Origin of the sequence: Pseudescherichia sp. (assembly GCF_032052675.1) — a bacterium.
In the GTDB taxonomy this organism is placed as follows: domain Bacteria; phylum Pseudomonadota; class Gammaproteobacteria; order Enterobacterales; family Enterobacteriaceae; genus Pseudescherichia.
The window spans coordinates 288,265-312,229 of the sequence record NZ_DAMBWA010000001.1; the positions used below are offsets into that span (position 1 = coordinate 288,265).

At 61.1% G+C, this 23,965-nt stretch carries 17 protein-coding genes; 9 read left to right on the plus strand and 8 right to left on the minus strand.

The window, feature by feature from the left end; all coding sequences use genetic code 11:
• Positions 1-91: 91 nt before the first annotated feature.
• The 9 genes from yegD (at position 92) to yegS (ending at position 15,427) form a co-directional block, all read left to right on the plus strand.
• Positions 92-1,441 carry a molecular chaperone gene (yegD, locus tag RTX96_RS01380; RefSeq protein WP_312669913.1) on the plus strand — a complete coding sequence of 450 codons (1,350 nt, stop codon included), beginning with the start codon at positions 92-94 and terminating at the stop codon, positions 1,439-1,441.
• Positions 1,442-1,721: 280 nt separating this feature from the next.
• On the plus strand, positions 1,722-2,966 hold the full coding sequence (locus tag RTX96_RS01385) for an MdtA/MuxA family multidrug efflux RND transporter periplasmic adaptor subunit (protein ID WP_312669914.1): 1,245 nt from the start codon (positions 1,722-1,724) through the stop codon (positions 2,964-2,966).
• Positions 2,966-6,100 (plus strand): MdtB/MuxB family multidrug efflux RND transporter permease subunit, encoded by a 3,135-nt coding sequence (locus RTX96_RS01390; protein ID WP_312669915.1) that lies wholly within the window; start codon positions 2,966-2,968, stop codon positions 6,098-6,100. Before RTX96_RS01385 ends, RTX96_RS01390 begins: the two co-directional genes overlap by 1 nt.
• On the plus strand, positions 6,101-9,184 hold the full coding sequence (gene mdtC / locus RTX96_RS01395) for a multidrug efflux RND transporter permease subunit MdtC (protein WP_312669916.1): 3,084 nt from the start codon (positions 6,101-6,103) through the stop codon (positions 9,182-9,184).
• A 20-nt stretch (positions 9,185-9,204) separates the two neighbouring features.
• A complete protein-coding gene (locus RTX96_RS01400) occupies positions 9,205-10,620 on the plus strand; it encodes an MFS transporter (RefSeq protein WP_312669917.1) in 1,416 nt (471 codons plus the stop codon).
• Positions 10,617-12,020, plus strand: a complete 1,404-nt coding sequence (gene baeS, locus RTX96_RS01405; protein ID WP_312268193.1) for a two-component system sensor histidine kinase BaeS — start codon at positions 10,617-10,619, stop codon at positions 12,018-12,020. Before RTX96_RS01400 ends, baeS begins: the two co-directional genes overlap by 4 nt.
• Positions 12,017-12,739 carry a two-component system response regulator BaeR gene (gene baeR / locus RTX96_RS01410; protein ID WP_103819127.1) on the plus strand — a complete coding sequence of 241 codons (723 nt, stop codon included), beginning with the start codon at positions 12,017-12,019 and terminating at the stop codon, positions 12,737-12,739. Before baeS ends, baeR begins: the two co-directional genes overlap by 4 nt.
• A 164-nt stretch (positions 12,740-12,903) precedes the next feature.
• Positions 12,904-14,265, plus strand: a complete 1,362-nt coding sequence (yegQ, locus tag RTX96_RS01415; RefSeq protein WP_103819126.1) for a tRNA 5-hydroxyuridine modification protein YegQ — start codon at positions 12,904-12,906, stop codon at positions 14,263-14,265.
• A 262-nt stretch (positions 14,266-14,527) separates the two neighbouring features.
• Positions 14,528-15,427: a lipid kinase YegS gene (yegS, locus tag RTX96_RS01420; protein ID WP_103819125.1), complete on the plus strand. Its 900-nt coding sequence runs from the start codon at positions 14,528-14,530 to the stop codon at positions 15,425-15,427.
• Positions 15,428-15,478: 51 nt separating this feature from the next.
• On the opposite strand, the gene RTX96_RS01425 is transcribed toward yegS, so the two are convergent.
• From RTX96_RS01425 to RTX96_RS01460, 8 genes are all read right to left on the minus strand, one after another.
• Positions 15,479-16,252 carry an ABC transporter ATP-binding protein gene (locus tag RTX96_RS01425; protein ID WP_312669918.1) on the minus strand — a complete coding sequence of 258 codons (774 nt, stop codon included), beginning with the start codon at positions 16,250-16,252 and terminating at the stop codon, positions 15,479-15,481.
• A gap of 10 nt (positions 16,253-16,262) precedes the next feature.
• Positions 16,263-17,126, minus strand: a complete 864-nt coding sequence (locus RTX96_RS01430) for an ABC transporter ATP-binding protein (RefSeq protein WP_312268326.1) — start codon at positions 17,124-17,126, stop codon at positions 16,263-16,265.
• Entirely contained in the window at positions 17,098-18,003 is a 906-nt protein-coding gene (locus tag RTX96_RS01435) for an ABC transporter permease (protein WP_154058162.1), read from the minus strand. The genes RTX96_RS01430 and RTX96_RS01435 overlap by 29 nt, the downstream gene beginning before the upstream one ends.
• On the minus strand, positions 18,000-19,037 hold the full coding sequence (locus RTX96_RS01440) for an ABC transporter permease (protein ID WP_312669919.1): 1,038 nt from the start codon (positions 19,035-19,037) through the stop codon (positions 18,000-18,002). The genes RTX96_RS01435 and RTX96_RS01440 overlap by 4 nt, the downstream gene beginning before the upstream one ends.
• Positions 19,034-20,662 carry an ABC transporter substrate-binding protein gene (locus tag RTX96_RS01445; RefSeq protein WP_312669920.1) on the minus strand — a complete coding sequence of 543 codons (1,629 nt, stop codon included), beginning with the start codon at positions 20,660-20,662 and terminating at the stop codon, positions 19,034-19,036. The genes RTX96_RS01440 and RTX96_RS01445 overlap by 4 nt, the downstream gene beginning before the upstream one ends.
• A 71-nt stretch (positions 20,663-20,733) precedes the next feature.
• Complete coding sequence (locus RTX96_RS01450; protein ID WP_312669921.1) at positions 20,734-21,888, minus strand: mandelate racemase family protein; 1,155 nt, start codon at positions 21,886-21,888, stop codon at positions 20,734-20,736.
• A 403-nt stretch (positions 21,889-22,291) separates the two neighbouring features.
• On the minus strand, positions 22,292-23,344 hold the full coding sequence (gene fbaB, locus RTX96_RS01455) for a class I fructose-bisphosphate aldolase (protein WP_103819118.1): 1,053 nt from the start codon (positions 23,342-23,344) through the stop codon (positions 22,292-22,294).
• A gap of 173 nt (positions 23,345-23,517) precedes the next feature.
• Positions 23,518-23,883: a hypothetical protein gene (locus RTX96_RS01460; RefSeq protein ID WP_312669922.1), complete on the minus strand. Its 366-nt coding sequence runs from the start codon at positions 23,881-23,883 to the stop codon at positions 23,518-23,520.
• Positions 23,884-23,965 lie beyond the last annotated feature (82 nt).

The window sequence follows — 23,965 nt, forward strand, 5'->3', positions numbered from 1 at the left end:
TCAGCTTAAGCGCCCCGCCACTTTTTTGCTTTGCTTTCATAATCCTTTCGGCTAAAGTCGCCCCCCTTCTTCACCGGCATGGGGAACTTTCATGTTTATTGGTTTTGACTACGGCACGGCAAACTGCTCCGTTGCGGTGATGCGCGACGGCATCCCGCAGCTCTTAAAAATGGAAAACGGCAGCACGCTACTGCCTTCAATGCTCTGCGCCCCGACGCGGGAAGCGGTCAGCGAGTGGCTCTACCGCCACCATGACGTCCCGGCTACCGGCGGTGAAACCCAGGCGCTGCTGCGTCGGGCGGTGAGCTTCAACCGCGAGGAAGATATCGAGGTGCTGCCGGGCAGCGTCCAGTTTGGTCTTCAGTCGTTGCAGCAGTACGTTCAGGATCCGGAAGAGGTCTACTTCGTAAAATCGCCGAAATCCTTCCTCGGGGCCAGCGGCCTGAAGCCGCAGCAGATCGCCCTGTTTGAGGATCTGGTCTGCGCCATGATGCTGCATATTCGCCAGCAGGCGGAGAGCCAGCTGCCGGAGGCCATCGATCGGGCGGTAATTGGCCGCCCCATCAACTTCCAGGGGCTGGGCGGCGATGACGCTAACGCCCAGGCGCAGGGGATCCTCGACCGTGCCGCCAGGCGCGCAGGCTTTAACGAGGTGGTGTTCCAGTACGAGCCGGTCGCGGCGGGTCTGGATTTTGAAGCTACGCTGCAATCAGAGAAGCGCGTGCTGGTAGTGGATATCGGCGGCGGGACCACCGACTGTTCGCTGCTGCTGATGGGCCCACAGTGGCACCAGCGTCAGGATCGCGACAGCAGTCTGCTGGGCCACAGCGGCTGCCGCGTCGGCGGTAACGATCTCGACATTGCGCTGGCCTTCAAGCACCTGATGCCGTTGCTGGGCATGGGCGGCCAGACCGAAAAGGGTATCGCCCTGCCGATCCTGCCGTGGTGGAACGCGGTAGCGATTAACGACGTTCCGGCCCAGAGCGACTTCTACAGCAGCGCCAACGGCCGTCTGCTTAACGACCTGGTGCGCGACGCCCGGGAGGGGGATAAGGTGGCGCGGCTGTTGAAGGTGTGGCGTCAACGACTGAGCTACCGCCTGGTGCGCAGCGCGGAAGAGAGCAAGATTGCCCTCTCCGACAACCTGCAAACCGAGGCTCGCCTGCCGTTTATCAGCGACGAGCTGGCAACCGCCATCACTCAAGAGGGGCTGGAGACCGCCCTCAACCAGCCGCTGGCGCGCATCCTTGAGCAGGTGCAGCTGGCGCTGGCAAGCAGCAATGAGACGCCGGATATTATCTACCTGACCGGCGGCAGCGCCCGCTCCCCGTTGATCAAAAAGGCGCTGGCCGAGGCCCTGCCCGGTATTCCTATTGCCGGCGGCGACGATTTTGGCTCGGTCACCGCGGGCCTCGCCCGTTGGGCGCAGGTGGTGTTTTAAAGATCCATAGCGCACTCCGCGCCCTGTAGGCCGGGTAAGGCGCAGCCGCCACCCGGCATTTCCATGCCACCATTGTGCAACGCCCGGCGGCGCTACGCTTGCCGGGCCTACGGAACCCGTTACACCTCCGCACCCGGCGATTTCATACCACCATAGTGCAACGCCCCTCCCATTCAGACGATTCCAGACGGTCTTTCATATTTCCTCCATTTTTCTGCGGCGTTGCATTACTAAACTAGTATCATTCTGTGAAATGTTTCAGGAAGAGATACGGATAACAATGAAAGGTCGTGTTAATGCCCGCTGGGCGATGGTTATCGGCGTGGCGCTTGTTGCTATTGCCGCACTTTGGTACTGGCATAGCCACAACAGCACCCAGACCGCGGCAGGCGCACATGCCCCGCAGGCGGGACGCGGAGCTACGGGCGGTCGTCGCGGTATGCCGCTGGCCCCGGTGCAGGCCGCTACCGCCGTGGAGGGTGAAGTCCCCCGCTATTTGACCGGCCTTGGCACCATCACTGCCGCCAATACCGTGACCGTGCGCAGCCGCGTTGACGGCCAGCTAATGGCACTCCACTTCCAGGAGGGTCAGCAGGTCAAAGCGGGCGATCTGCTGGCGGAGATTGACCCTAGCCAGTTCAAAGTGGCGCTCGCCCAGGCCCAGGGCCAGCTGGCGAAGGACAGAGCCACGCTGGCCAACGCCCAGCGCGATCTGGCCCGCTATCAGCAGCTGGTTAAAACTAACCTGGTTTCCCGCCAGGAGCTGGATGCCCAGCAGGCGCTGGTGAGCGAATCCCAGGGCACCATCAAGGCAGATGAAGCCTCGGTGGCAAGTGCCCAGCTGCAGCTGGACTGGAGCCGCATTACCGCCCCGATTGATGGCCGCGTTGGCCTCAAGCAGGTCGACATCGGCAACCAGATCTCCAGCGGCGACACCACCGGCATCGTGGTCATTACCCAGACCCACCCTATCGATCTGGTCTTTACCCTACCGGAGAGCGATATCGCCACGGTGGTGCAGGCACAAAAGGCCGGACAGACCCTTAGCGTTGAAGCCTGGGACCGCACCAACAAGCAGAAGCTGAGCGACGGCACCCTGCTGAGCCTCGACAACCAGATCGACACCACCACCGGCACCATCAAGCTGAAGGCCCGCTTTGCCAACCACGATGACGCCCTCTTCCCTAACCAGTTCGTTAACGCCCGGATGCTGGTCTCTACCGAGCAGAACGCGGTGCTGATCCCGACCGCCGCGCTGCAGATGGGCAACGACGGCCACTTTGTCTGGGTGCTGAACGAGCAGAACAAAGTGAGCAAGCACACCGTAACGCCTGGCATTCAAAACAGCCAGCAGGTAGCGATCAGCGCCGGGCTGTCGGCAGGCGACCGTGTAGTCACTGACGGCATCGACCGCCTAACCGAAGGTGCGCAGGTTGAGGTGGTAACGGCCCAGAGCGCCGACGCCGCTCCTGCCGCGCAGGCGAAAACCCACGGCACGCGCGCCGCACAGGGAGCCGGTTCCTGATGCAGGTGTTACCTCCCAGCGCTACCGGCGGCCCGTCCCGCCTGTTTATTCTCCGTCCGGTTGCCACCACGCTGCTGATGGTAGCGATCCTGCTGGCCGGGATCATCGGCTACCGTTTTCTGCCGGTATCCGCCCTGCCCGAGGTGGACTATCCCACGATTCAGGTGGTGACCCTCTACCCCGGTGCCAGCCCGGACGTGATGACCTCCGCCGTCACCGCGCCGCTTGAGCGCCAGTTCGGCCAGATGTCTGGCCTCAAGCAGATGTCCTCCCAAAGCTCCGGCGGCGCGTCGGTAGTGACGCTCCAGTTTCAGCTGACGCTGGGGCTGGACGTTGCCGAGCAGGAGGTGCAGGCCGCAATTAACGCCGCCACTAACCTGCTCCCCTCCGATCTGCCTAACCCGCCGGTCTACAGCAAGGTCAACCCGGCGGATCCGCCGATCATGTCGCTGGCGGTGACCTCGACCGCGATGCCGATGACCCAGGTTGAGGATATGGTCGAGACCCGTGTCGCGCAGAAGATCTCCCAGGTCTCCGGCGTTGGGCTGGTCACCCTCTCCGGCGGCCAGCGTCCAGCCGTGCGGGTGAAGCTGAACGCCCAGGCCATTGCGGCACTCGGGCTGACCAGCGAAACCATACGTACTGCAATTAACAATAACAACGTTAACTCGGCGAAGGGTAGCCTCGATGGCCCGACGCGGGCGGTGACCCTCTCCGCGAACGATCAGATGCAGTCTGCCGAAGATTATCGCCGCCTGATTATCGCCTACCAGAACGGGGCACCGATCCGCCTCGGCGACGTGGCGACCATCGAGCAGGGGGCGGAGAACAGCTGGCTGGGGGCGTGGGCCAACAAGCAGCAGGCGATTGTGATGAACGTCCAGCGCCAGCCGGGGGCCAATATTCTCTCGACCGCAGACAGCATCCGCACGCTGCTGCCCCAGCTCACCGAGAGCCTGCCAAAGTCGGTTACGGTGAAGGTCCTGTCGGATCGTACTACTAACATTCGCGCCTCGGTGCACGACACCCAGTTTGAACTGATGCTGGCCATCGCCCTGGTAGTGATGATCATCTACCTGTTCCTGCGCAACGTCCCGGCCACCATCATTCCTGCCGTGGCGGTGCCGCTGTCGCTGGTAGGCACCTTTGCGGTGATGGTGTTCCTCGACTTCTCGATCAACAACCTGACGCTGATGGCGCTGACTATCGCTACCGGCTTCGTGGTGGATGACGCCATCGTGGTGATTGAGAACATCTCCCGCTATATCGAAAAAGGCGAGAAGCCGCTGACGGCGGCGCTGAAGGGTGCGGGCGAAATTGGCTTTACTATCATCTCCCTCACCTTCTCGCTGATCGCGGTGTTGATCCCGCTGCTGTTTATGGGCGATATCGTGGGCCGTCTGTTCCGCGAGTTTGCCGTCACCCTGGCGGTGGCGATTTTGATCTCCGCCGTGGTCTCTCTGACCCTGACGCCCATGATGTGCGCCCGCATGCTCAGCCATGAATCCCTGCGCAAGCAGAACCGCTTCTCCCGCGCCTCGGAACGCTTTTTCGAGCGGGTGATCGCCGCCTATGGCAGAGGGCTGACGAAGGTGCTGAACCATCCGTGGCTGACCCTCAGCGTGGCGGTGGGGGCCCTGCTGCTGTCGGTGCTGCTGTGGGTGACCATCCCGAAAGGCTTCTTCCCGGTGCAGGATAACGGCATCATTCAGGGCACGTTGCAGGCCCCGCAGTCGGCGTCGTTTGCCAGCATGGCGGAGCGCCAGCGCCAGGTGAGCGATATTGTCCTGAAGGATCCGGCGGTTGAGAGCCTGACGGCCTTTGTCGGCGTCGACGGCACCAACCCGTCACTGAACAGCGCCCGGCTGCAAATCAACCTTAAGCCGCTGGATGACCGGGACGATCGCGTTCAGGCCGTCATTGCCCGCCTGCAACAGGCGGTGGCAAACGTGCCGGGCGTGGCGCTCTATCTCCAGCCGACCCAGGATCTGACCATCGACACCACCGTCAGCCGCACCCAATACCAGTTTACCCTCCAGGCCACGACCCTTGAGGCGCTGAGCACCTGGGTGCCACAGCTGATGAACCAGCTTCAGACCCTGCCGCAGCTGGCCGACGTCAGCAGCGACTGGCAGGACAAGGGGCTGGCAGCCTACGTGAACGTTGACCGGGACAGCGCCAGCCGACTGGGTATTACGATGGCCGACGTGGATAACGCCCTCTACAACGCCTTCGGTCAGCGACTGATCTCCACTATCTATACCCAGGCCAACCAGTACCGCGTGGTGCTGGAGCATAATACGGCGGCAACGCCGGGTCTGGCGGCGCTGGACTCCATTCGCCTGACCAGCAGCGACGGCGGCGTGGTACCGCTCAGCGCCATTGCGAAGGTGGAGGAGCGCTATACGCCGCTGGCGATCAACCATCTTGACCAGTTCCCGTCTACAACCATCTCGTTTAACGTTCAGGACGGGTACGCGCTGGGGGATGCGGTGCAGGCTATTCTGGACAGCGAGAAAAATCTCAGCCTGCCGGGGGATATCACTACCCAGTTCCAGGGCAGCTCGCTGGCGTTCCAGGACGCGCTGGGCAGCACCGTGTGGCTGATCGTCGCGGCGGTGGTGGCGATGTATATCGTGCTCGGCGTGCTCTACGAGAGCTTTATTCACCCGATCACCATCCTCTCTACTCTGCCTACCGCTGGGGTGGGCGCGCTGCTGGCCCTGATGCTGGCGGGCAGCGAGCTGGACGTGATCGCCATTATCGGCATCATCCTGCTGATCGGCATCGTTAAGAAGAACGCCATCATGATGATCGACTTTGCCCTCGCCGCCGAGCGGGAGCAGGGCATGTCGCCGCGGGAGGCGATCTTCCAGGCCTGCCTGCTGCGCTTCCGTCCGATCCTGATGACCACCCTCGCGGCGCTGCTGGGTGCGCTGCCGCTGATGCTGAGCACCGGGGTGGGCGCCGAGCTGCGCCGTCCGCTGGGGATTGGCATGGTCGGCGGCCTGCTGGTGAGCCAGGTGCTGACCCTCTTTACCACGCCGGTGATCTACCTGCTGTTTGACCGCCTGGCCCTGCGGGTTCGCCACCGCTTCCCCCGCCGTGAAGAGCGTGAAGGGGAGGAGGCGTAAGTGAAGTTTTTTGCCCTGTTTATTCACCGTCCGGTCGCCACCATCCTGATTTCGCTGGCGATCACGCTGTGCGGCATTCTCGGCTTCCGTCTGCTGCCGGTGGCCCCGCTGCCGCAGGTGGATTATCCAGTGATCATGGTGAGCGCCTCCCTGCCGGGGGCCTCGCCGGAGACGATGGCCTCCTCGGTGGCGACGCCGCTGGAGCGATCTCTTGGGCGCATCGCCGGGGTCAATGAGATGACCTCCTCCAGCTCGCTGGGCAGCACGCGCATCATTCTGGAGTTCAATTTCGATCGCGATATCAACGGTGCGGCGCGTGACGTGCAGGCGGCGATCAACGCTGCACAGAGCCTGCTGCCGAGCGGAATGCCGAGCCGTCCGACCTATCGGAAAGCGAACCCGTCCGATGCGCCAATCATGATCCTGACCCTGACCTCGGACACCTACTCCCAGGGAGAGCTGTACGACTTCGCCTCGACCCAGCTGGCGCAGACCATCTCGCAAATAGAGGGCGTGGGCGATGTTGACGTCGGCGGCAGCTCCCTGCCCGCCGTGCGGGTGGCGCTCAACCCCCAGGCGCTGTTTAACCAGGGTGTCTCTTTGGACGACGTGCGCAGCGCGATTAATAACGCCAACGTGCGCAGGCCGCAGGGCGCCATTGAGGATGGCACCCACCGCTGGCAGCTGCAGACCAACGACGAGATCAAAACCGCCGAGGCCTACCAGCCGCTGATTGTCCACTACAGCAACGGGGCGGCGGTGCGCCTTGGCGACGTCGCCAGCGTCACCGATTCGGTGCAGGACGTGCGCAACGCCGGGATGACCAACGCCAAGCCAGCGATCCTGCTGATGATCCGCAAGCTGCCGGAAGCCAACATTATCCAGACCGTGGACAGCATCCGCGCCCGGCTACCGGAGCTGCAGGAGACGATCCCGGCGGCCATCGATCTGCAGATCGCCCAGGACCGCTCCCCCACTATCCGCGCCTCGCTGGATGAGGTCGAGCACAGCCTGATCATCTCCGTCGCGCTGGTGATCCTGGTGGTCTTCCTCTTCCTGCGCTCGGGACGGGCGACGCTGATCCCGGCGGTGGCGGTGCCGGTGTCGCTGATCGGCACCTTTGCGGCTATGTACCTGTGCGGCTTTAGCCTTAACAACCTCTCCCTGATGGCCCTGACCATCGCCACCGGCTTCGTGGTGGATGACGCCATCGTGGTGCTGGAGAATATCGCCCGCCATCTGGAGGCCGGAATGAAACCGCTCCAGGCGGCATTGCAGGGCTCGCGGGAGGTGGGCTTTACCGTGCTCTCCATGAGCCTGTCGCTGGTGGCGGTCTTCCTGCCGCTGCTGCTGATGGACGGCCTGCCGGGCCGCCTGCTGCGGGAGTTCGCCGTCACCCTGTCGGTGGCGATCGGCATCTCGCTGGTGGTCTCCCTGACCCTGACGCCGATGATGTGTGGCTGGCTGCTCAAGAGCGGCAAACCGAAAGCGCAGACCAAAGTGCGGGGCTTTGGCCGCCTGCTGCTGGGCCTGCAGCAGGGCTACGCTAAATCGCTGAAGTGGGTGCTAAACCATACCCGGCTGGTAGGCGTAGTGCTACTCGGCACCATTGCGCTCAACGTCTGGCTCTATATCGCCATCCCGAAAACCTTCTTCCCGGAGCAGGACACCGGCGTGCTGATGGGCGGCATTCAGGCCGACCAGAGCATCTCCTTCCAGGCGATGCGCGGCAAGCTGGCGGACTTTATGAAGATTATTCGTGACGATCCGGCGGTGGATAACGTCACCGGCTTTACCGGCGGCTCGCGGGTCAACAGCGGGATGATGTTTATCACCCTGAAATCCCGTGACCAGCGCAGCGATACGGCCCAGCAGGTGATTGATCGTCTGCGAGTGAAACTGGCGAAAGAGCCGGGGGCTAACCTGTTCCTGATGGCGGTACAGGATATCCGCGTCGGCGGACGCCAGTCGAACGCCAGCTACCAGTACGCCCTGCTGTCGGACAATCTCAGCGACCTGCGGGAGTGGGAGCCGAAGATCCGCAAGGCATTTTCGGCCCTGCCCCAGCTGGCGGACGTTAACTCCGACCAGCAGGATAACGGCGCGGAGATGGACCTGATCTATGACCGCGAGACGATGTCCCGGCTAGGCATCAGCGTACAGGATGCTAACGGCCTGCTGAATAACGCCTTTGGCCAGCGGCAGATCTCGACCATCTACGAGGCGCTTAATCAGTACAAGGTGGTGATGGAGGTCGATCCGCGCTACACCCAGGACATTAGCGCCCTCGACAAGATGTTTGTGATCAACAGCGAGGGCAAGCCGATCCCCCTCTCCTACTTCGCGAAGTGGCAGCCGGCTAACGCGCCGCTGTCGGTAAACCATCAGGGGCTCTCTGCCGCCTCGACCATCGCCTTTAACCTGCCGACCGGCGTCTCGCTCTCCGAGGCCAGCGCGGCGATCGACAGGACCATGACCCAGCTGGGAGTGCCCTCCAGCGTGCGCGGCAGCTTTGCCGGGACGGCACAGGTCTTCCAGGAGACCATGCGCTCCCAGCTGATCCTGATCCTCGCGGCCATCGCCACGGTCTACATCGTGCTCGGCATTCTCTATGAGAGCTACGTTCATCCGCTGACCATTCTCTCTACCCTGCCGTCGGCGGGCGTGGGGGCGCTGCTGGCGCTGGAGCTGTTCAATGCCCCATTTAGCCTCATCGCCCTGATCGGAATTATGTTATTGATAGGTATCGTCAAGAAGAACGCCATCATGATGGTCGACTTCGCCCTGGAGGCGCAGCGCACCGGCAACCTGACGCCGCAGGAGGCCATCTTCCAGGCCTGTCTGCTGCGCTTCAGACCGATCATGATGACCACCCTGGCGGCGCTGTTTGGCGCGCTGCCGCTGGTGCTGACCTCCGGCGACGGTTCCGAGCTGCGCCAGCCGCTCGGGATCACCATCGTCGGTGGCCTGGTGATGAGCCAGCTGCTGACGCTCTACACCACGCCGGTGGTCTACCTCTTCTTTGACCGGCTGCGGCTGCGTTTTGCCCGTAAAGGTAAAGGCCAGCCGCTACTGAATGATTAACCGTTCAACAGGCAGGTGAGATGACCGATCTACCGAACCAGGTCCGCTGGCAGCTATGGATAGTCGCCTTCGGCTTTTTTATGCAGGCGCTGGATACCACCATCGTCAATACCGCCCTGCCCTCAATGGCGCAGAGCCTCGGCGAAAGCCCGCTGCATATGCATATGGTGGTGGTGGCCTACGTACTCACGGTGGCGGTAATGCTGCCCGCCAGCGGCTGGCTGGCGGATAAGGTCGGGGTGCGCAACGTCTTCTTCAGCGCGATTGTGCTCTTTACCCTGGGATCGCTGTTCTGCGCCCAGGCCAGCACCCTCGATGGGCTGGTGATGTCCCGCGTGCTGCAGGGCGTCGGCGGCGCGATGATGGTGCCGGTGGGCAGGCTGACGGTGATGAAGATCGTTCCCCGGTCGCAGTACATGGCGGCGATGACCTTCGTCACCCTGCCGGGGCAGATTGGCCCCCTGCTTGGCCCGGCGCTGGGAGGTATTCTGGTGGAGTACGCCTCCTGGCACTGGATCTTTTTGATTAACCTGCCGGTGGGTATCGTTGGGGCGATGGCTACCCTCTGGCTGATGCCCAACTACACCCTGCAAACCCGCCGCTTCGATATGCCTGGCTTCCTGCTGCTGGCCTTTGGCATGGCAGCCTTGACCCTCGCTCTCGACGGCCAGAAGGGGTTAGGCATCTCGACGTTAACCCTCGTGGCGCTGGTGGTTGCAGGCGGGCTCGCGCTGGGCGTCTACCTGTGGCACGCCAGACGCAACGAGGCGGCGCTCTTTCCCCTCGGCCTGTTTAGTACCCGCTCCTTCTCGCTGGGCCTGGCCGGCAGCTTTGCCGGACGCATCGGCAGCGGGATGCTGCCCTTTATCACCCCGGTTTTTCTCCAGATCGGCCTCGGTTTCTCGCCGTTCCACGCCGGGCTGATGATGATCCCGATGGTGCTGGGCAGCATGGGCATGAAGCGCATCGTAGTGCAGATCGTTAACCGCTTCGGCTACCGTCGGGTACTGGTGGCCAGCACGCTGGGGCTGGCGCTGGTGAGCCTGCTGTTTATGGCAACGGCGCTGGCGGGCCTCTACTACCTGCTGCCAGTGGTGCTGTTTGTGCAGGGGATGATCAACTCGATGCGCTTCTCGACCATGAACACCCTGACGCTAAAGGATCTGCCGGATGCGCAGGCCAGCAGCGGCAACAGCCTGCTGTCGATGGTCATGCAGCTCTCAATGAGCGTCGGCGTTACCGTCGCCGGGCTGCTGCTCGGCCTGTTTGGTCAGCAACATCTGGCGACCGACAGTACTCTGGTACACCACGTTTTCTTTTCCACCTATCTGTGCATGGCGGTGATTATCGCCCTGCCCGCGCTGGTCTTTGCCCGCGTGCCGAATGACGCCAGCACCAATACCGTGATTGCCCGGCGCAAAAGGAGCCACCGATGAAATTCTGGCGACCCGGTATTACCGGCAAGCTCTTTCTGGCGATTTTCGCCACCTGTATTGCGCTGCTGATCACCATGCACTGGGCGGTGCGGGTCAGCTTTGAGCGCGGCTTTATCGACTACATCAAGCATGGCAACGAGCAGCGGCTGCAGATGCTTGGCGATGCGCTGGGGGAGCAGTATGCGCTGCATGGCAACTGGCGTTTCCTGCGCAATAACGACCGCTTTGTCTTTCAGATCCTGCGCTCCTTTGAGCATGACGGCAACGACGATCGGCCCGGCCCTGGCATGCCCCCTCACGGCTGGCGCACACAGTTCTGGGTGACCGATCAGCGTGGTGACGTGCTGGTTGGCCCGCGATCGCCGATCCCAAAAGAGGGAACCCGGCGGGCGATAATGGTCAACGGGGCGGAAGTGGGCGCAGTGATCGCCTCCCCGGTAGAGCGTCTGACCCGCAACACCGACATCAACTTCGATCGTCAGCAGCGGCGCACCAGCTGGCTGATTGTCGGCCTCGCCACGCTGCTGGCGGCGCTGGCGACCTTCCCGCTGGCGCGCGGCCTGCTCGCCCCGGTGAAACGACTGGTAGAGGGGACGCACCGGCTGGCAGCCGGGGACTTTACCACCCGCGTGGCGACATCCAGCCCGGATGAGCTGGGCAAGCTGGCGCAGGACTTTAACCAGCTCGCCAGCACCCTGGAGAAGAACCAGCAGATGCGCCGCGACTTTATGGCCGATATCTCCCACGAGCTGCGTACCCCGCTGGCGGTATTGCGCGGCGAGCTGGAGGCAATTCAGGACGGCGTGCGCCAGTTCACCCCCGAGTCGGTGGCCTCCTTACAGGCCGAGGTGGGCACGCTGACCAAGCTGGTTGACGATCTGCATCAGCTCTCGATGTCCGACGAGGGGGCGCTGGCCTACCAGAAAGCCCCTATGGATGTCATAACCCTGCTGGAGATTGCCGCCGGCGTATTCCGGGAGCGTTTTGCCAGCCGGGGACTGACCCTTAGCGTCTCGCTGCCGGAGAGCGCCATCGTATTTGGCGATCGCGACCGCCTGATGCAGCTGTTTAATAATCTGCTGGAGAACAGCCTGCGCTATACCGACGCCGGAGGCCAGCTGGTGATCAGCGCCAGCGTGAAGCCTGATACCCTGGCGATGACCTTCGCCGACAGCGGCCCCGGCGTCAGTGACGAACAGCTAAGCCGCCTGTTTGAGCGCTTCTACCGCACCGAAGGCTCGCGCAACCGCGCCAGCGGCGGCTCTGGACTGGGGCTGCCTATCTGCGTGAACATTGTTGAAGCTCACGGCGGGACCATTGCCGCAGCCCATTCGCCTTTTGGCGGGGTTAGCATTACAGTTGAACTACCGCTGGAACGCGATTTACCGAGAGATGTATGACTGAGTTACCGATTGACGAAAACACCCCGCGCATTTTAATCGTGGAAGATGAGCCAAAGCTGGGACAGCTGCTGGTGGACTACCTGCGGGCGGCAGGCTACGCCCCGACGTTGATTAGCCACGGTGATAAGGTGCTGCCCTACGTGCGCCAGACGCCGCCGGATCTGATGCTGCTGGATCTGATGCTCCCCGGTACCGACGGTCTGACCCTGTGCCGGGAGATCCGCCGCTTTTCCGATCTGCCGATTGTGATGGTCACCGCCCGCATCGAAGAGATCGACCGCCTGCTGGGGCTGGAGATTGGTGCCGATGACTATATCTGCAAGCCCTATAGCCCGCGGGAGGTGGTGGCGCGGGTAAAAACCATTCTGCGTCGCTGCAAGCCCCAGCGCGAGCTGAAAGAGCTGGACGCGGTCAGCCCACTGGTGATCGACGAAGGACGTTTCCAGGCCAGCTGGCACAGCAAGGCGCTGGATCTCACCCCCGCCGAGTTTCGCCTGCTGAAGACCCTCTCTGGCGAGCCGGGAAAAGTCTTCTCCCGCGAGCAGCTGCTGAATCATCTCTATGATGATTACCGGGTCGTCACCGACCGCACCATCGATAGCCACATCAAGAACCTGCGCCGCAAGCTGGAGGCGCTGGATGAGGAGCAGTCCTTTATCCGCGCGGTGTACGGCGTCGGCTACCGCTGGGAGGCGGATGCAGGCCGAATAGCCTGATATTTACGCCCGGCAAGCGGCGCGCCGCTTGCCGGGCCTACGGATGACGGCGCTTTACCTGACTCCCCCGCAACGCTATAATTCCCGCCCTTAAAACAGGGGATTACCCCCTGCCCGCCCACTACGCTGCGGCGGATCTGACCTGTCATCAGAACGAGAACATAATGTTTAAACCGGAACTTCTCTCCCCGGCGGGAACGCTGAAAAATATGCGTTACGCCTTCGCCTATGGCGCGGATGCTGTCTACGCGGGCCAGCCCCGCTACTCCCTGCGCGTGCGCAATAACGAATTCAACCACGAGAATCTCCAGCTGGGGATCAACGAAGCCCATGCGCTGGGTAAAAAGTTTTACGTGGTGGTGAATATTGCGCCGCACAACGCCAAGCTGAAGACCTTTATCCGCGATTTAGCGCCGGTGGTGGCGATGGGGCCGGATGCGCTGATCATGTCCGATCCCGGTTTAATCATGCTGGTGCGCGAGCACTTCCCTGAGATAGACATTCACCTTTCGGTGCAGGCTAACGCCGTCAACTGGGCGACGGTGAAGTTCTGGCAGCAGATGGGCCTGACCCGGGTGATCCTCTCCCGCGAGCTGTCGCTGGATGAGATCGCCGAGATCCGCCAGCAGGTGCCGGAGATGGAGCTTGAGATCTTCGTTCACGGCGCGCTGTGCATGGCCTATTCGGGCCGCTGCCTGCTCTCCGGCTACATTAACAAGCGCGATCCGAACCAGGGCACCTGCACCAACGCCTGCCGCTGGGAGTACAACGTCCAGGAAGGGAAAGAGGACGCCGTGGGTAATATCGTCCACGTCCACGAGCCGATCCCGGTGAAAAACGTCGAGCCGACGCTGGGGATTGGCGCGCCGACCGACAAGGTCTTTATGATTGAAGAGGCCCAGCGTCCCGGCGAGTACATGACCGCGTTCGAAGATGAGCACGGCACCTACATCATGAACTCGAAAGATCTGCGCGCCATCGCCCACGTTGAGCGCCTGACGCAGATGGGCGTGCACTCGCTGAAGATCGAGGGCCGCACCAAGTCATTCTACTACTGCGCCCGTACCGCGCAGGTTTACCGCAAGGCCATTGACGACGCCGCCGCCGGTAAACCGTTCGACACCAGCCTGATGGAGACCCTTGAGGGGCTGGCACACCGGGGCTATACCGAAGGCTTCCTGCGCCGTCATACCCATGACGACTACCAAAACTACGAGCAGGGCTACTCGATCTCCGATCGCCAGCAGTTTGTTGGCGAGTTTACCGGCGAGCGCAACGGCGCGCTGGCGGCGGTGAAGGTGAAAAATAAGTTCTCCGTGGGCGACAGCATGGAGCTGATGACCCCGCACGGCAACGTCAACTTCACCCTGGAGCATATGGAGAATGCCAAAGGCGAAGCGATGCCGGTTGCGCCGGGCGACGGCTATACCGTCTGGCTGCCGGTGCCTTCGGATATGCAGCTGGAGTATGGTCTGCTGATGCGCAATTTCAACGGCCAGACGACGCGCAATCCGCACGCTGCTTAGCGGCCGAGTAGTTCATTTGGGTTATTTTTTCAATTGATAGGGATCTTAGAATCGGATCACATACCGTTTCGCTTGATAAGGGTATTATTCCTGCGCTGAAAAACATAACCCATAAATGCTAGCTCTACCAGGAACCACCTCCTTGGCCTGTGTAATCTCCCTTACGCAGGCCTATTTTTTTTGTGCCTTTCGGCCTCTTCTTACACGCTCTCGTTCCAGCTAAGATACACTCTCTCCATTCTCTCTTTTTCAGGGTTTTAGGATGACTAGCGATCCGTCGAGTTTACTTATTCTGAATGGCAAAAGTGCAGGCGATGACACCCTACGCGAGGCAGTTACCCTGCTGCGTAACGAAGGTATTGAGCTGCACGTCAGGGTCACATGGGAAAAAGGTGACGCGGCCCGCTACGTTGCGGAAGCCGTAGAGCTTGGGGTTGCTACTGTCATCGCCGGCGGCGGCGATGGCACGATCAATGAAGTGGCCACGGCGCTGGTCAACGTGGCGGGAGCGAATGCGCCGGCGCTTGGGATTATCCCTCTCGGTACCGCCAATGATTTTGCCACCAGCGTAGGGATACCGGAGACGCTGGATAAGGCGCTGCAGCTGGCGATTGTCGGCAAGGCCGTGCCGATAGATATCGCCAGGGTCAATGGCGAGACCGGGTTTATCAATATGGCCACCGGCGGGTTCGGCACGCGCATCACTACCGAAACGCCGGAGCGGCTGAAGGCTGCGCTGGGTGGCGTATCCTATGTCATTCACGGCCTGATGCGCATGGACACGTTGAAAGCCGACAGCGTTGAGATCCGTGGTGAAAACTTTTCCTGGCAGGGCGACGCGCTGGTGATCGGCATTGGCAATGGTCGCCAGGCAGGCGGCGGACAGCAGCTCTGCCCGAGCGCGCTGATCAACGACGGCCTGCTGCAGATCCGCATTTTTACCGGGGACGAGCTTCTGCCCGCGCTCTTTACCACCCTCACCCGCCCGGAAGACAGCCCGAACATCGTGGATGGCGAATCGGCCTGGTTTGAGGTGACCTCTCCCCATGAGATCACCTTTAACCTCGACGGCGAGCCGCTGAGCGGCCAGCATTTCCGGATGGAGATCATGCCCGGCGCGTTGCAGTGCCGGTTGCCACCGGACTGTCCGTTATTGCGTTAGTTTTTCGTAGGCCGGGTAAGCGCAGCGTCACCCGGCGTAAAAAACCAGCGGCTAATAGGCCGCCACCGCCCGCGCCATCTCCCGGCTGTACTGCTGGCTGGCATTGACCAGCATCCGCGTATAGTCAGTTTTTGCCTGACCGCTCACCAGATTGTCTACTGTCAATGTCTCAAGGATCTTGCCGTACTGCATTACGGCAATCTTCTGGCACAGATGGGCGATGACGCCAAGATCGTGGGTCACCATCAGATAGGTCAGCTTCGACTCCTGATGCAGCTCCGCCAGCAGGTTGAGGATCTCCGCCTGCACCGACACGTCCAGCGCCGAGGTCGGCTCATCCAGCAGCAGCACCTGCGGCTCAAGGATCAGCGCCCGGGCGATAGCCACGCGCTGGCGCTGACCGCCGGAGAGCTGGTGCGGGAAGCGATCGCGAAAGGCGCGGTTCAGCCCGACCCGATCCAGCAGGCGGTTTACCCGCCGATCCCGGTCGCCAATGCCGTGAATATGCAGCGGCTCCTCCAGAATATCGCCGATGGTATGCCGCGGATGCAGCGAGCCGTAGGGATCCTGAAACACCATCTGCACCAGTCGACAGCGCTGCGGATTGAGTCGGTGCTCCAGCGGCTGGCCGTTAATGGCCAGCTCGCCATCCCAGTGGGTAAACAGCCCCGCCAGGCATTTCAGCACCGTGGTTTTACCCGAGCCGGACTCCCCCACCAGGCCGTAAATCTCCCCAGGCTGCACGTTAAAGCTGACGTCATACAGGACCTGGTTACGCTTCTCCCCTTCGCCAAAGGCCAGGTTCAGGTTCTTCACATCGATCATAGTGGGCTCCTCACTCGCTCAGCCAGCTGGCCTGGCGCTGCAGTACCGGCAGCACGGGACGACGATGGTGGATCTCCGGCAGGGCGCTGATCAGCCCCTGAGTATAGGGGTGCCGGGCATTGTGCAGATCGCAGGCGGCAATCGACTCCACTACCCGCCCGGCGTACATCACCAGCACCCGGTCGCAGAAGCTACGCACCAGGTTGATATCGTGACTGATAAAGATCAGCCCGAGCCCGCGGGACTGAACCAGATCGTCCAGCAGCCCCAGCACCTGTAAACGCACCGAGACATCCAGCGCAGAAGTGGGCTCGTCGGCGATCACCAGCTCGGGATCGGTGATCAGCATCATAGCGATCATGATGCGCTGCCCCTGCCCGCCGGAGATCTCGTGTGGGTAGAGGTTATAGACGCGCTCGGGCTGGCGGATACGCACCACGTCGAGCATCTCCAGCACTTTGGCCTTCGCCTCGGCCTTACGCCCCGGATGGTGAGTCAGCCAGGCCTCGGCGATCTGTTCCCCGACGCAGACCACCGGGTTAAGGGAGTATTTCGGGTCCTGCATGATCATGGAGATCCGCTTCCCGCGCACGGTACGCATCTGCGACTCGCTGGCAGTGCGCAGGTCGACATCGCCGAAGTGCATCCGTTCGGCGGTAATGCGAGCCTTAGCCGGATGCAGGCGCATCAGCGCCCGGCCAACCGTGGATTTACCGGAGCCGGATTCGCCGACGATGGCCAGCTTCTCCTGTCCCAGCTGAAAGGAGACGCCGCGCACCGCGTTGGTAACCGCGCGTCCGTTGATAAAGTCGACGTGGAGATTGCGCACGTCGAGCAGAGGTGCGTTATTCGCTGCGAGGATCGAGGATGTCACGTAGGCCATCTCCTAAAAAGTTGAACGCCAGGCTGTTGATCAGGATCGCCAGCCCCGGAATAGTCACTACCCACCAGCACTCCATCATGTAGGTGCGGCCGCTGGAGATCATTGCCCCCCACTCCGGCTCCGGCGGCTGGGCGCCAAGGCCGAGGAAGCCCAGCCCGGCGGCGGTCAGGATAATCCCCGCCATGTTCATAGTGATGCGGATGATCACCGACGGCAGGCAGAGCGGCACGATGTGACGCCACAGGACGCGCACCGGCGAGGCCCCCTGCAAGCGCACCGCCGAGATAAAGTCGGCCTGGCGCAGGGAGAGGGTTTCGGCCCGCGCCAGTCGCGCAATCGGCGGCCAGGCGGTCAGGGTAATGGCGATTACCACGTGCTCAAGGCCGGGGCCGAGGGCGGCCACGAACGCCAGGGCCAGCACCAGGCTTGGGAAGGAGATAAAGATATCGGTGACGCGCATCAGCACCATATCAACCTTGCCACCAAAATAGCCCGCGCTCACCCCCAGCAGCAGGCCCAGCGGCCCGACGGTGACCGACACCAGCAGCACGATGTAGAGCGTGATGCGCGCCCCGTAGACCAGGCGGCTGAAGATGTCCCGACCAAACTCGTCGGTGCCAAACCAGTGCTGGGCGTTTGGAGATTGCAGCGCGGCGTTGAGATCCTGCACCAGCGGGTTATAGGGCGCGATCCACGGCGCAAAGGCCGCCACTACCAGCAGCAGGAAAATAATCCCGCCGCCGATGGCGGTCAGCGGGTTGCGGGCCATCTTGCCAATAAACCCGCCGGTGCGGGCCAGGGCGCGCTTCAGGCGCAGGCGGCTTTCATTTCCGCCGCCGGTTACGGGCGTATCCAGAGAGACCGTCATGATTTCGTCCTCGGGTCAAAGAGTTGGTAGAGCATGTCGGAGAGCAGATTGAGCATCACGAAGATCACCCCCACCAGCAGCACGCAGCCCATAACCGCATTCATATCCCCCAGCAGCAGGCTGCCGGTGAGGTAGGATCCAAAGCCCGGCCAGGAGAAGACTGTTTCGATCAGGACCGCGCCCTCCAGCAACGAGCCGTAGGCCAGCGCCACCACCGTCAGAAGCTGCACGAGGATGTTGCGAAACGCGTGGTTCCAGATCACTTGCCGCTCGGTTAAGCCTTTAACGCGGGCGGTGATGATGAACTCCTGGGAGAGCTGGGCCAGCATAAAGCTGCGGGTCATCCGGCTGATGTAGGCCAGGGAGTGGAAGCCGAGCAGCGACGCGGGCAGCACGAGATGATTGATGGCGTTCCAGAACACCTGTCCATTACCTGCCAACAGGGCATCAATGGTAAACAGCCCGGTGCGGCGCGGAACCAGCCCCTCAAGGCCCATATCCAGCCGTCCGGCCCCGCCGACCCAGCCGAGCCAGGCGTAGAACAGCAGCAGGCCCATCATCCCTACCCAGAAGATCGGCGTCGAGTAGCCCGCCAGGCTGATGATGCGCACCACGTAGTCGGAAAACGAGTTGCGCCGCGCCGCGGCCAGCACGCCAAGCGGAATGCCGAGGCCCGCGCCGACGATAATCGCCATCGTTGCCAGCTCCAGCGTCGCCGGGAAGACGCGCAGAATATCATCCGTTACCGGTTTACCCGTCAGCAGCGCGTTACCGAGATCGCCATGCAGCAGATTGTTAAAGTAGATACCAAACTGGGTCAGCAGAGATTTATCGAACCCCAGCTGTTGGTAAACCTGCTGATAGGTGCTCTGGTCGGCGTCCGGGCCGACGATCGCCAGCACCGGATCCACCGGCATCACCCGGCCAATAAAAAAGGTTAGCAGCAGCAGGCCGAACAGGGTCACCAGCACCTGACCGAGCCGGGTTGAGAACCGCCGGGCTCGGGAGCCGGGCGCTAAGATTGCTACACTCATCCTTTGGTTCCTCCGGTATGGATCGGCTCTTTGTAAACCTCACGCAGGAAAGTCGTGGCGGAGGGGTGAGACTGGAAGTTCTTCACCTCGTTGCGGACCACCACCGAGTCCACCATCTGGGAGAGCGGCACCAGGGCGGGGATCAGCTGGTCGTAGCGGGTCTGGATCTGCTGATAGTCGGCAATCTGCTTCTGCGGATCGCGCTCCAGCAGCGCTTTATCGATCATCTCATTAAGCGGCTTATCGTAAAAACCGGTGCGCCAGCCCTGGAAGTTGGTCAGCCGCGCCTCGTCGCTGTTGTCCGGGTTATAGACCAGCGCGCGCAGGCTGGAGTGCGGATGCGGCTCCACCCCGCTGCCGCCGCGCCCAACCAGGATGTCAAACTTACGCTCGCGCATTGCGCCGTAGATCTGGTTCCCGGTGCCGGTGATGATTTTGGCGTTAATACCCGCCTGCATCAGGGTGGACTGCACGGCAATGGCGATATTAAGGAATGGCTGATCCGCCAGCACCCGCAGGGTGGTATCAAAGCCGTTCGGGTAGCCCGCCTCGGCCAGCAGCTTTTTCGCTTTCGCAATGTCCAGCCGGTAGCCGGGGTCCGGCAGCGTCGACGGCATTCCAGCCTTGATGGGCCGCTGGTGCAGCACGCCGTAGCCCGGCATCAGCGCCTTGTTGATCCCCTGATAGTCGATGAGGTAGCGCACCGCCTCGCGCACCTTCGGATTAGCAAAGTGCGGCTCCTTCATGCTCATCGCCACGTAGTAGACCGTCCCGCGCTGCACCGCCTCCACGGTGACGTCGGGATCCTTACGCAGGGCGTTGATGTCTGATACCGCCATGCTGTTGGCGATATCGAGATCGCCCTTGGCAATCATCAGACGCAGGGTCTGCGACTCCTGGAAATGGCGCAGCACGATGCGGCTCATCTTCGGCTCTTCCCGCCAGTAGGCCGGGTTACGCTTCATGCGCAACACGTCTTTTGCCTGCCAGGTCTCCAGCATAAAGGGGCCAGAACCCGCTTCGTTAGTGGTCAGCCAACGGTTGCCCCAGTCATTATTCACCTCGTGGCCCTGCACCGTTTTGCTGTCGAGCACCCCAAGGTTGCCTAGCGCGCCGAGGGAGTAGATCACCAGCTGCGGATCGTTGGCCTTTGGCAGGACAATCTGCACGGTATAGTCATCCGGCGCGCTAACCTGATCGTCAATGTTCTTTTTGCTAAAGCCGTAGGATTTCCACACCGAAGCCTGAGCGAGGTTAAGGTGCAGCAGGCGGCGCATCGACCACACCACGTCCTGGGCGGTCAGCGGATTGCCGGAGTGAAACTTCACGTCCTTGCGCAGGTGGAAGGTCAGGGTTTTGCCATCCGGGCTGATGGTCCAGGATTCGGCCAGCGCCGGGCGGACGTTGGTGAGCTGGTCAGGATCCAGCTCCACCAGCGAGTCGTAGAGATTGACGACGATGCCGACCACTTCGTTACCGGTCATCGCCGCCGGATCGAGGCTCAGCAGATTATTCATGTTCATGCCGATGATGAGCTGATCCGGCGGCGTGGCCGCCAGCGTTGCCCCACTCCCCATCATCAGCGAGAGCGCCAGCAGGCTAGCCCTCAACGCGTTTTTTTTCATCTCTGTATACCGTTTGTAGGGTAAGACGTAGGCCCGGTTAGCGCAGCGTCACCGGGCGTTGGCTTTTTTTATTAGTCGTGACTGACGGTATTGGCTTCGATATAGGCAAAATTGATATCTTCGCCGAGGCCGGGGCGCTGTGGCAGGTGGACAAAGCCCTCGTCATCCATCGGATCAACAATGCTGTTGAGGTAGGCTGCGGGTTCGTCATAGTCAAGGAACGGGTGCAGCAGGCCGCGCTCGTACCAGCGGCAGTTGCGGATCGCTCCGACCACCGCCAGGCTGGCCGCGCCGTTGCCGTGCACTTCGCAATCCATACCGAAGGCTTCCGCGAGGCTGGCGACTTTTAGCGTGGGTGAAATACCGCCTACGCCGTTAGATCCGGCACGCAGAATGTCGCAGGCTCCGGCTTTTACCCAGTCGGCGCGGCTGTGGTGCTTACCGCCGAGGCTCTCCGGCCCGATAATGGGAATAGAGAGGTTCTCTGCCAGCCAGGCGTAGGAGGACATGCTCTCCTCCTCCATCGGCTCTTCAAACCAGGCAAAGTTGAGTTTCTCCAGCTCCTTGCCGATATAGAGCGCCTCGGTACGGCTATACCAGTGGTAGCCATCGATCATCAGGTCGATATCCGGCCCGACCGCTTCGCGCACCGCGGCACAGGCTTTCACGTCCATTTTCGGGTTAGGTGCAAACGACACCGGCGGCATCCAGGTGTGGAGCTTGATCGCCTTATAGCCACGGGCGACCAGGGTTTCGGCAAAAGCAGCGTACTCATCCGGGGTGGAGAGCCCGCCCGGCAGATCGTCCCCGCACATGGTACTGCCGTAGGCCGGAACCTTGTCACGGAAGCCGCCGAGCAGCTTATAGACCGGGATGTTGAGCTTGCGGCCAATCAGATCCCATAGGGCCTGTTCAACAAAGGAGAGCGCCCGCTCGGTGAGCTGATGGGCGCTGCCGCGCTGCCAGTGGACCAGATCCTGCCAGATGCGCTCGCGGTTGAACGGATCCTGGCCCACCATCACCTTACGAAAGAAGGTGTTCACGACAAAGGGCCGCACCACTTCCGACGGCGCAAAAGAGAATCCCTGGCTGCCATCATCAGCGGTGATGGTCAGCATCGCCATCTTTGCCATGCTCTCCGGGCCCGGATGGGAGTGGCCAGCGCTATCGGAAACACGACGGGTGGGATACTGAAAAACGGTGACGTTTACAGATTCAATTTTCATTACGGATCCTTGTGTCAGGGTGCCTGCTTCATTTTGAAAAGCTGTTTCAGATGTAAATGTATGCAGATTTTTTAGCCGATGCCTCAGACAATTTCCGCTAAGCAACGGGTGATTTTTGGGCAATAGCACAGGGCTGAGTGACACTTTTCACAAAAGAGAGGGGAAATGTGATGCAGATCGGGAGGGCGTTAACCCTAAAATGAAAAGGTGTTTTGTTCTGTGGGCCGGGCCAGCGTTAGCGCCGCCCGGCAGTATAGCTTTTGCACAGTAACGCCCGGTGGCGCTGCGCTTACCGGGCCTACGAACTGCACCGCGCTCACTGTAGGCCGGGCAAACGCAGTGCCGCCCGGCGTTGCAGTATCTTACCGAGCCTACACACCCATCCAGAGTATGTTGTAACTAATTAGGCAATGGTCACTTTATTATCCAGGTAGACATCCTGCACGGCGTTAATCAGCTTCACACCGTCGGCCATCGTTTTCTTAAACGCTTTTCGGCCCAGGATCAGCCCCATCCCGCCCGCGCGTTTGTTAATGACAGCCGTACGCACCGCCTCGGTCAGGTCGGCTTCTCCCCCTGATGCACCGCCGGAGTTAATCAGCCCGGCCCGGCCCATGTAGCAGTTTGCCAGCTGATAGCGCACCAGGTCGATAGGGTTATCGGTGGTGAGCTTGCTGTAGACACGCTCGTCGGTATAGCCATATTTCACCGCGTTATAGCCGCCGTTATTCTCCGCCATCTTCTGTTTAACGATATCGGCCCCGATGGTGGCCGCCAGGTGGTTGGCCTGCCCGGTGAGGTCGGCAGAGACGTGATAGTCCACACCATCCTTTTTGAAATCGGCGTTGCGCAGATAGGCCCACAGCACGGTCACCAGTCCCAGCTCGTGGGCGCGCTCAAAGGCGCTGGAGATCTCCTCGATCTGGCGGCGCGACTGCTCAGAGCCAAAGTAGATGGTTGCGCCCACGGCAACCGCCCCCATATTGAACGCCTGCTCTACGCTGGCGTAGAGCGTCTGGTCAAAGGTGTTGGGATAGCTCAAGGTTTCGTTATGGTTGAGCTTCACCAGAAACGGAATACGGTGCGCATAGCGGCGCGATACCGAGGCCAGTACACCATAGGTAGAGGCGACGCAGTTACAGCCCGCTTCAATCGCCAGCTCAACGATGTTTTTTGGATCGAAATAGTGCGGGTTGGCGGCGAACGACGCGCCCGCCGAGTGCTCTACGCCCTGGTCAACCGGCAGAATTGACAGATAGCCGGTTCCTGCCAGACGGCCGGTGTTGTAGAGCGTTTGCATATTGCGGAGGACGGCCGGGGGACGGTTATTATCGACCATCACGCGGTCGACATAGTCGTGTCCTGGCAGGTAGAGCTGGTCGGCTGGAATGGTCATACAACGATGCTGCAACAGGCTGTCGGCATCTTTGCCAAGCAGCTGTGAAATATCAGTCATGATGAGGCTCCCGTAAGATTCGCCCGCAGGCGAACGTGGTTAGTCCTGCCCTGAGTTCGCAGGCAGAGTAAGCCTGGTACCGGGCGGCGGATTTTTCCAGCACAAAGGGAATTATGGTACTTATGTACGACTGAAATTTATTACTCAGCTGGCAGTTACTCACCGCGCTATTATCAGGACGCTTTTAAAATGGTTATCCTGCCATTTTGATCGCTAAAAAAGCGAAAATGATACCAGTCACCTTCTACTTGATAATTAAATGAGTAGATATAGCCCTTATCAAAGCGCGCTAAAAAACAGACGCCTGGGGCATGCACAAGAATCGGCTCCTCACCTACCGGGGAATAGGTAGACTTGAAGTTATCCTTCGATGAGGTGAGGTTGTACGCCTCTATCTCTCCATCTTCCGGGGAGGTTAAACAGATAAAGTTTTCATAATGCCTGGTGCCAATATGTCCCGTATAGGGGGACGGTCCCTCACTTGCACAGGCGCTCAGCAAGCAAGAGACCAGCGGCAATAGCAAAGCGTGCAGTTTCATATCTTCAGCTCCATTATCACGCGTTAATGCTTCCAGGAACCTGCGACAAATATCTGAGAGAATATCTGAGAATAGTTAATTA